Origin of the sequence: Candidatus Nitrospira nitrificans (assembly GCF_001458775.1) — a bacterium.
GTDB lineage: Bacteria > Nitrospirota > Nitrospiria > Nitrospirales > Nitrospiraceae > Nitrospira_D > Nitrospira_D nitrificans.
The window spans coordinates 97406-106271 of record NZ_CZPZ01000009.1 but is presented as its reverse complement, the minus strand read 5'-3'; the positions used below and the strand labels follow the sequence as shown (position 1 = coordinate 106271).

General features: G+C 56.0%; 5 protein-coding genes and 1 tRNA gene. 1 reads left to right on the top strand and 5 read right to left on the bottom strand.

The features are described 5' to 3' along the window. The 3 genes from COMA2_RS07100 to COMA2_RS07095 form a co-directional block, all read right to left on the bottom strand. On the bottom strand, positions 1–1290 hold the full coding sequence (locus COMA2_RS07100) for a 4Fe-4S dicluster domain-containing protein (protein ID WP_090895909.1): 1290 nt from the start codon (positions 1288–1290) through the stop codon (positions 1–3). A 106-nt stretch (positions 1291–1396) separates the two neighbouring features. After that, entirely contained in the window at positions 1397–2575 is a 1179-nt protein-coding gene (locus COMA2_RS20715; RefSeq protein ID WP_245630914.1) for a hypothetical protein, read from the bottom strand. Beyond that, positions 2547–4835, bottom strand: a complete 2289-nt coding sequence (locus tag COMA2_RS07095) for a molybdopterin-dependent oxidoreductase (protein ID WP_245630912.1) — start codon at positions 4833–4835, stop codon at positions 2547–2549. Before COMA2_RS07095 ends, COMA2_RS20715 begins: the two co-directional genes overlap by 29 nt. A 587-nt stretch (positions 4836–5422) precedes the next feature. Between COMA2_RS07095 and COMA2_RS07085 the strand changes: the two genes are divergently transcribed. Further along, positions 5423–5497: transfer RNA gene (locus tag COMA2_RS07085), tRNA-Gly, on the top strand. A 90-nt stretch (positions 5498–5587) separates the two neighbouring features. Here the strand turns inward: COMA2_RS07085 and COMA2_RS07080 are convergent. Beyond that, entirely contained in the window at positions 5588–7780 is a 2193-nt protein-coding gene (locus COMA2_RS07080) for a transglutaminase TgpA family protein (RefSeq protein ID WP_090895905.1), read from the bottom strand. Then, complete coding sequence (locus COMA2_RS07075) at positions 7770–8822, bottom strand: DUF58 domain-containing protein (protein ID WP_175304447.1); 1053 nt, start codon at positions 8820–8822, stop codon at positions 7770–7772. The genes COMA2_RS07080 and COMA2_RS07075 overlap by 11 nt, the downstream gene beginning before the upstream one ends. Positions 8823–8866: the final 44 nt, after the last annotated feature.

Below are 8866 nucleotides of genomic sequence, written 5' to 3'. Positions count from 1 at the left end.
TTATAACCAGGTGACCCGTTCAGCCGGCCGGATGTAGATCGGCTCTTCGACCTGAATCCGGGCCACTTCCTTGCCCGACTTATTGAAGCCCAAGACGGTGTCGTTGTACATTTCGAACCGCTTCCCGTGGATCTGCGTTTCAAAGACTTTGGGCCCCGGGATGACATCGTAGCGGAACACAATCTGCTGACTGGCCCGCCAGAGCTGCAGCACGGCCAACAGTTCGCGACTGGGGACCAAGTATTTCTCAATGGCATTGTCCACGCCGGGCCCGAACATCTGCCGGGCATAGCCCCGCGGGGAATGCCGGGGGGGGATGTAGAAGCCATTGGGCTCGGTGCCCCATTGCGGGTACAGCGGCAAGGCGACTTGCTCTACCCGAATGGCGTAGTACAGCGGATGCCACCGATCTTCCGCCCACAAGCCGTCCTCGCCGATCCGCATCAAGCTCTGCATGCGAATCTTGCCGACACAGGCGGCCATACAGCGCGTCTCCATCGGCTCGCCGCCGGTCAGCGGATCCTTGCCCTCGATCCGGGGATAACAGGCGATACACTTCTCGCTCACCCGCGTCGTCCCGCGATACATCGGCTTCTTGTAGGGACACTGCTCGACGCACTTCTTGTAGCCCCGGCACCGGTTCTGATCGATGAGGACGATGCCGTCCTCCGGCCGCTTGTAAATGGCCTTGCGGGGGCAGGCCGCCAAGCACCCCGGATAGGTGCAGTGATTGCAAATCCGCTGGAGATAGAAGAAGAAGGTCTCGTGCTCCGGCAAGCTGCTCCCGGTCATTTTCCACGGCTCATCCCGCGAGAAGCCGGTCTTGTCGATGCCTTCGACCAACGCTCGCATCGAGGTGGCCGTGTCTTCGTAGATGTTGACGAACCGCCACTCCTGGTCCGTCGGAATGTAGCCGATGGCGGCCTGGCCCACTTTGGCCCCGGCATCAAAAATGGTCATCCCTTCAAAGACGCCGTAGGGCGCATGGTGTTTCCGCCCCACCCGAACGTTCCAGACTTGCCCCCCCGGATTCACCTGCTCGATCAACTGCGTGATCTTGACGTCGTAGAACTGGGGATACCCGCCATAGGGCTTGGTTTCCACGTTGTTCCACCACATGTATTCCTGCCCTTTGGAAAAGAGCCAGGTCGACTTATCCGCCATGCTGCAGGTCTGACAGGCTAAACAGCGATTGATGTTGAAGACAAAGGCAAACTGCCACTTCGGATGCCGTTCCTCGTAGGGATACAACATCTTGCGGCCCAGCTGCCAATTATAGACTTCCGGCATCGTGTGCTCCTTTCAGTCGCAACCGTTATTCGTTACGCGTGAATCGTGAACCGTTGGAGACCCACTCCTGCGCTTCACGGTTCACGCCTCACGGTTCACGTCTTCCTCAGACTTTAATCTTGATATGTTCGCCCTTGAGCCACTTGATCATGAACTCGTTTTCTTGCCCCGGCGTGAACCCCGTCCGGACCGGTTCCCACGGCCCACGGGCCCCGATGCCGCCGTCTTCCGCCTTGGTGATCCGGATGAGACATTCCTTCGGCACCGTATTGACCGCGTGGTGATCGATTTCAAACCCCCACTTAAACTTCAGCCCGTTTGCAGATTTACCGGGGAGCGAGTCGGTTTGATGCATCGGCATCAGCCAGCTGCGCGTAAAGGACTGCTGCGCGCCATACCGGAAGTTCGACTGATACCCGGTGTCGATCGCGATCGCGCGCCCATCCGGCCGGGTTTCATGGCCCTTGACGGACTTCGCGGTCGACACATAGGGCGCATGCTTGGCCATCGTGACGTGGTACGGATAGGCCGGATTGTACTTCGCGCGAATCATCAACCGCGCGACCTTGTAGTAGGGATCGCTGGGTTTCCACCCGCGGTAAGGCCGGTCCACCGGATTCCCGTCGATGTAGACATAGTCCCCGTCGTTGATCCCACGATCTTTGGCCGCTTGAGGATTGATATGCACCTGATGTTCGCCGACCCCCGGCGTTCGCTTGTCCATCCGGTACGGATCGCCGAAGTTGGACTCGTAAATCTGCACCCAGTCGTTCACCGACCACTGACTGTGCACGCGATGGCGCGTTTTCGGGGTCACGCAGTAGAACTGGTACCCCTTCTCCCACAAGGGATTGCTGTGGCGTTTGATTTCCTGCCACGCAAGCTTGATGTTCCTAATCATTTTGTCGTCGTGATGTTGGGCCGCAATCGGAATGCCATAGTCGTCCGGCCGAACGTAGGGGTTCGTCGTGAAGATCGCGTTCGGCAAGTAGGGCGTCGCCTCCGGACCTTCCCGATGGGAGATAAAGTTTTCGCCGTACTCGATGGCTTCCGGTTCGATACGATAGCTCTCGATGCGCCCTGATCTGGTCCACATCGGCTTCGACTCGTTGGTCTCCTCCCAGAGTGGATGTCGCGGATAGGTCCTGACCATCACCATCCAGCCCTTTTCCGACTTCAAGAGCACATCGGCACTGTAGCCGTAAAACGTGCTGGATGCGTCAAGGAGGCGTTGTGCATACACGTCCACGCGATTCTCATAGACAAAGTGGAAGACGTCTCTCATTCGTTTCTCGCCCGTGATCTCGGCGAGTTTTGCCGCCACCCCCGCAAACGTATCTGCATCGTTCCGCGTGTCGTACAGCGGCCTGATCCCACCCTTCCAAATCTGCACCCACGGATTCGACACGGTGGCCGTCATTTCCGGATAGGTGAATTCCATCCAGGAGTTCACGGCAAAGGCGATGTCGGCGTGGTTGACGTCGGACGTCATTTCGATGTCCTGGGTGATGAGACATTCGATGTTGGGGTCGACGTTCCGCACCATATCGTAATGGTGCTTGGCGTTGTTCAACAGGTTGACGTTGACGACCCAACGGAACTTGCTCGGCGTCGGCTATGTCGGCCTGGCCGGTGAAGACCTTGCGTCCATACTTCGGCGTATTGACAATCAACGCGGTATCCCCGTGATTCCAGTACGCAGGCTCTTCGCCGTAATAGTAGTTCCTGTACTTGATTTCTTTCCCATGGGCATTGGCGTCCAAATTGATGTGCCAGGGATCTTCCGATAAGTGTACGCCGCCACCGACGCCAGACCAGGGCGTCGCATTCCAAATTCCCACCTTGTAATTGCCGGACCAGGTATGGCAACCGGAGCCGAACTTGCCGATATTGCCGGTCAAGGTCAGGACAAGGGCAGCCGCCCGCCCGTTCGCCGTCATATGGAAATAGTGACAGACTCCTTCGCCGTTGTGGATCGCGGCTGGTTTAATGGTGCCCGAGTCGCGCGCCCAGCGGACCAGGAGATCCTTGGGAGAGCGGGTGATCTGATGCGTGGTATCGAGATCGTAGTCTTGGAGGTGGATCAGGTACAGCTGGTAGATGGGCAGCGCGTCGATTTCGCGTCCGTTCAGCAGCTTGACTCGATAGGTACCCGTCAAGGCCGGCTCAATCCCGCTCTTATCGAAATGCCAGCCGACCTGCTCACGATGAAGCGGGACGGCCTGCTTCTTGGCCATGTCCCACACCATGAAACCGCCTAGCCGTTCGATGTATTCCGGCTTCAACGCTTGGATCCGGCCGGAATAACTGTGTGAGAAATCAGGGAATTTATAATCCTGGATCACATCCCGTGGGTCCAGATACTGGAGAGTATCCGTGCGGACCAACAGGGGCATATCCGTGAACTGCTTGAGATAGTCGATGTCCTGCATGTTCTCATCGAGAATGATTTTGCAGGCCCCGAGGAACAACGCCCCGTCCGATTGCGGGCGAAGGGGAATCCAGTAGTCGGCTCGCTGGGCCGTCGGATTGTACTCCGGAGTGATCACCGCGATGCGCGCGCCGCGCTCGATCGATTCGAGCTTCCAGTGCGCTTCCGGCATCTTGTTCTCGACGAAATTCTTGCCCCAGCTCGTGTTGAACTTCGTGAAGCGCATATCGCTCAAGTCAACGTCGCAGTTTTGCGTGCCGTTCCAAAACGGCTGTGAGGGATCTTGGTCCCCATGCCAGGTGTAATTGTTCCAATACCGACCGCCTTGCGCTTGGTCCGGCCCGACCTTGCGTATCCATGTATCCAGCAACGGCAGGACGCTGTTGTTGAAACGGGTGTTGGAGTGTTTGCCGATGAACCCGAGAATGGGCATGCCTGCCCGGTGCTTGAAGCAGCGCACTCCAGCGCCCTTCATCATTTCAATCATCTCCGGCGCATAACCCTGCTCGCGAAGGCGTCGCGCGCCGGCCTCGCCACTATACCGCGTGGCAATCACAATCATGGCCTTGGCGGCATAGGTAAAGGCCGTATCCCAGGAAACGCGAAGCATATCGTCTAAAAAACGACTGTCAAACTTATATTTGCGCTTGGCTTCGGGGGTTAACTCCGGGGATCCGTCGTCGGCCCATTGTTTCCACCCCTTCCGCATCAAGGGGCCCTTTAAGCGATACGGTCCATAGACGCGACGATGGAAGGTGAATCCTTTCAGACACATACGCGGGTTGTGAGCGAACGTGCCCCGGTTTCCATACAGATCTTCATAGGTCTGGTGGTCGTAGTTTTGCTCCACGCGCATGACCACTCCGTTGCGAACGAAGGCGCGCACACGGCAGGCATGGGTGTCATTGGGTGAGCAGACCCATGTAAAGGATGAATCGTAGCGATATTGATCATGGTATACCCGCTCCCACGATCGGTCCGGATAGTCCCCCAGCGGGTTGCCGACCTCAATGACCGGCTGGAGCGCCGTCAATGCCAGGACTTTGTCCGCCACGGCTGCGGCAGCGACAGTGCCGGCAGAGACCTTCAAAAACTGTCGACGTGACAAGAACATTGTGGATACCTCCTCAACGTTTATGAACTTGAATGAGCCCGGTTTCCCTGTTTAATTTCATATGCGCAGGATAGTGGACCAGCAATCATTTGTTTTCGATTAGCCTAAGATCCGAATGGCACAGGATGAAATCCCTATGCTCAACATCAACCTGCTGAATAAAACCGTAAACCATCTACAGCACCTATCATTTCATTGGCTCGTCATTAGCTCGCAGTTAAAACCCTCCGCAATATTCGAGCCATACTTGGTCGATATAAAAAAGTTCGCTTTAATTTTTTGTAAGTATATGAAAAGAGATTTATTCTGATGTATTACGCTCGTGAATCGCGTACATAGCTCACGTAGGGGTTATGAGTAGACAGGGTAACGGTTTTCATATGATTTGTGATCTGCGAGCTTTATTATCCATGGATTAATGTTTCATTAAATCCAATAGTTGCATCATTGTAAGTTTCTCAAATTCGTTATCATTACTAAAATGTAACGTCACGATTTTTTGTAACTCATATTTCTGCGAATCGACTCCACTCCTTACTTGACAGTATTCTGAGAGGTCAGTACACTCCGCACCTTAAACTTCGCGAGCGGGAATAGCTCAGTGGTAGAGCATCGCCTTGCCAAGGCGAGGGTCGAGGGTTCAAATCCCTTTTCCCGCTCCATCGCGATTATCTTTCCTTTCAACTGGTTCATCCTAATCCTGTGGTCCAACACTCTCGCTGTGCACGAAGGAGGATGGCTTCCTGATCGTGTTAGGACTTATCGAGTGCCGTCAGGTCTCGAAGATGGTCTTCGGCAAGTGATAATTCTTCTCTGGTTGGTGAAATTTGACCGAATCGTGCTCGACAATAGAGCTCTGTAATCGATGCGACCGCTGAACCGGCATCGCTCCACCGCTCCTGAGTGAAGCGAACAAACTCAAGGGGCGGCGTCGCAGTGAGTTTAGTAATCCCCTTCCTAGCGAGAAGCCTGATCATTCTTCCGTAGAGCCGCATGATGACTTGTTCGTCGCGAGTCGTTTTTTGACTGACAGTCCCCTTGACCCAGGGCCGTCTGATCCCAAGCCAGAGAAGAAGGGCCAGGCCGAACAGCACAGGCCCAAGCACCTTAACCAAAGCCTGTATCGCTCCTTTGGATGCGTAGTCCGTCATTTCTTCAAACAGGGCCATGAACGGGCTAAAGAATGCGCTCACGGATTCGAGCGCCTTGTTGCGGGCCGATGTGCTTCCTGCTTTCAATTCCCGCACAACGGCAAGCTGATCCGTCGCACTGTACTGCACGAAAAATCGGCTCCATTGAAGCCTGATGGTATCCAGCATTCGTCCCAGCGCGTGCCATGTGGGGGATTTGCTGCCGACGCTTTCGATCGAAGGAGGAGTTGGATCCATCGTGATCCATCCTGAATGCGGCAGGTGCACCTCCACCCAGGCATGAGCGTCTTGCTGTCTGACCACATAGTAGTTGCCGTATTCATTCCATTCGGTGGCGAGAAACCCCGTCACGAGACGCGCCGGGATTCCGATCGTCCGAAGCATGATCACCATGGCTGTGGCGTAGTGTTCGCAATACCCGGTCTTGCGGGTAAAGAGAAACTCTTCAAGCGGCTGAGCCTGCTCTGTCAGAGGCGCATCAAGGCTGTAACGAAAGTTGTGCGTCAGGAATGATTGAATGGCGTTGGCTTTGTCATAAATCGTGCGTTGTGCGCGAGTGAGTTCTTCGGCCAGGACGGCAATCCGCTCGGACTGGGGAGGGACCTGCAGAAAATGTCGGAGAAACGATTCAGAGTAGAGACTGGGCTCCGAGCTGAGATCCGCCGGCAGGACCGGGGTGGATTGAGAAAGCACGGAATACTCGATCCGCGACGAACTGGGGAACGGGAGATAGACTGAACCAGTCAGGTCGGACTGGACGCTTGGAAACTTTCCACTGACTCTCTCGATAAACGGAGCAGCAAAGAGAACCGGGGTGTCAAGCGGCTCCAACAGAATGTTCTGTCGGATGGTTTCGCCGAGGCGAGGTGACGAGAGAGACCGACTCGTGCGAAGGACAAACGTCCCGGCCGCATCTTCACCGACACTCCGCCTATAATTCAGCCGATTTGTCCAAGCCTTGCCGTCGTATTGATCGAAGGCAACGCCTCGCAGGTAAAATCGGCCTGCTTCATGCGGAGGGCCATCGGACAGCTCAACCCGCATGACGACGCTGGGATCTCGCTTGATCGGTCCGATCTCTCCCAAGTTGACCGTTTCGGAGAACCCGGACGTGCGAATGTTCTCTCCGAACCCCTTTTGGTAGAACCCGGCGCCGACTCGGGGGATCGTAAAGAAAATCACCAACGTCAGCCCAAAGGTCGTGAGTGCAAGCCCGTTGGCAAGCCAAAAGAGTTGCGGCGTGACCTGGCTGACCGCTACCGGGAGTTGTGGTTGGACGGCGACCGACGTCGCGAGAATCCGGGCTTCCTCCGGATGTTTGGTCAGCTGAAACAGCAGCAGTGTCCACACGCCAGCCAACAGATAGAGCAAGAAAATCGGGAGATACCACAGTTCCGTCGTGAGGGACCCGGAAGCCAGAATCGCAACGAGACTGACGGCGTAGAGATGCAGATAGTCGCGACGAAGCCTGAGATTGAACAGCTTGATGATCATGAGGATCATGAGGAAGTGAATTCCGGCCGGAAGGAGTTCGCCCGAGATCCATAACATATCGACCCAGAATCCAAGAAAGCCGACGATCACCAGAAGATTCCATCCGGTGGTTGACATGAGCGTGTACCTGGCAAGTCGCTTCGCAGACTTGCCTCCCGCGTTCCGTAAGAGAGCGACGATCAACGCAGCCCCGGTCAACGCAGCCAGCCATTCCGGCAGACCCGCTCCAAGCGTCAATCCGATGAAGGAGGTAGATGCCAGCCAAATCGACGCGAACCGAAGGGCCTGTTCAAACGGCATGGGATACTCCGGCGAGGAGGTGTCCGTTGAGCAGAATGGTGGGCTGGTCGGGCTCGATATCTCCCGGACCCCGCCATGCCTGCACGACAATCATCGCCCCCTCGTCGACTTCCAAAGGGTCTCCGGACAATTCTGTCGGGACGACAGACCCTGCAAGGGGCGAGCAGCGCTCACAAAGAGCGAGCATTCGAAGAAGTTCCAAGAGGTGATGGTCTCCTTGACCGAATGATGAGCGAGACGACCCCACAAGCAACTGGAGCATGTACCCCCGTTCTGCCAAGTGCTGGATGATGAAAGCCGTGACGGAGACCGCCTGTTCAAACAAGGCATCGTGACTCGCCGGCGCGACGGTCGGCAGATAAATGGCGGCTCGGCGTTGGTCTTCGGCCTCGGTTTCTCGGACTGTCAATTGGGATGTCCGCGCCGTCGTTGGCCAATGAATGCTTCGAGAGTCATCCCCGGCGTGATACAGACGCAGATTGTATAAATCATTGCCGGGCCCCCGCTGCGGAACGCTTTGTTCCGCTCCAATGGTGAGAAGCCCCTGGAACAGCCTTTCGTCGATCGGCTTGAGCTCCGGGCAGACGAGGACCGTTTCGTCCATCGGGTAAAATGTGTGCTTCATGAAGAGCCCGAACGGAAATTCCGTCCCGACACAGACACCGTCCAGTTGCAGCCGACCACGCCGCGTGGCGACGAGAGGATACGACACCAGCTGGCTGGCGCCTGGAGGGAGTTGGCGAATCTCCAGACCTCGATCCAGCTTCCGGCCGTCACTGACATCGAACAGCTTCAATGAAAAGCTGGGGAGCTGTGACTTCCGGTTCTTCACGACCAGCGTGACGGTGGTTGGTTCATTCACGATGAGATGATCGGGAAGGTGACGACGGAATTCCAACCGCCGCAAGCAGTATTCCGCCGCAATGCCTGAGATCAACACCAGGCTCAGCATCATCGCGAGCAACAGATAGAAGAGATTGTTGCCGGTATTGATGGCGGCGATACCGATCGCCATGGTAAAGAGCAGGAATTGAACGCCCACTGATGTCACGCTCGTCGACCGGTGGCGAAACATTCGGTGAAGGA

What these genes read in the sequence shown, in the direction of transcription:
- COMA2_RS07095 (WP_245630912.1), bottom strand. Translation starts at nt 4,835, where the DNA reads ATGTTCTTGTCACGTCGACAGTTTTTGAAGGTCTCTGCCGGCACTGTC.
- COMA2_RS20715 (WP_245630914.1), bottom strand. Translation starts at nt 2,575, where the DNA reads ATGAGAGACGTCTTCCACTTTGTCTATGAGAATCGCGTGGACGTGTAT.
- COMA2_RS07080 (WP_090895905.1), bottom strand. Translation starts at nt 7,780, where the DNA reads ATGCCGTTTGAACAGGCCCTTCGGTTCGCGTCGATTTGGCTGGCATCT.
- COMA2_RS07100 (WP_090895909.1), bottom strand. Translation starts at nt 1,290, where the DNA reads ATGCCGGAAGTCTATAATTGGCAGCTGGGCCGCAAGATGTTGTATCCC.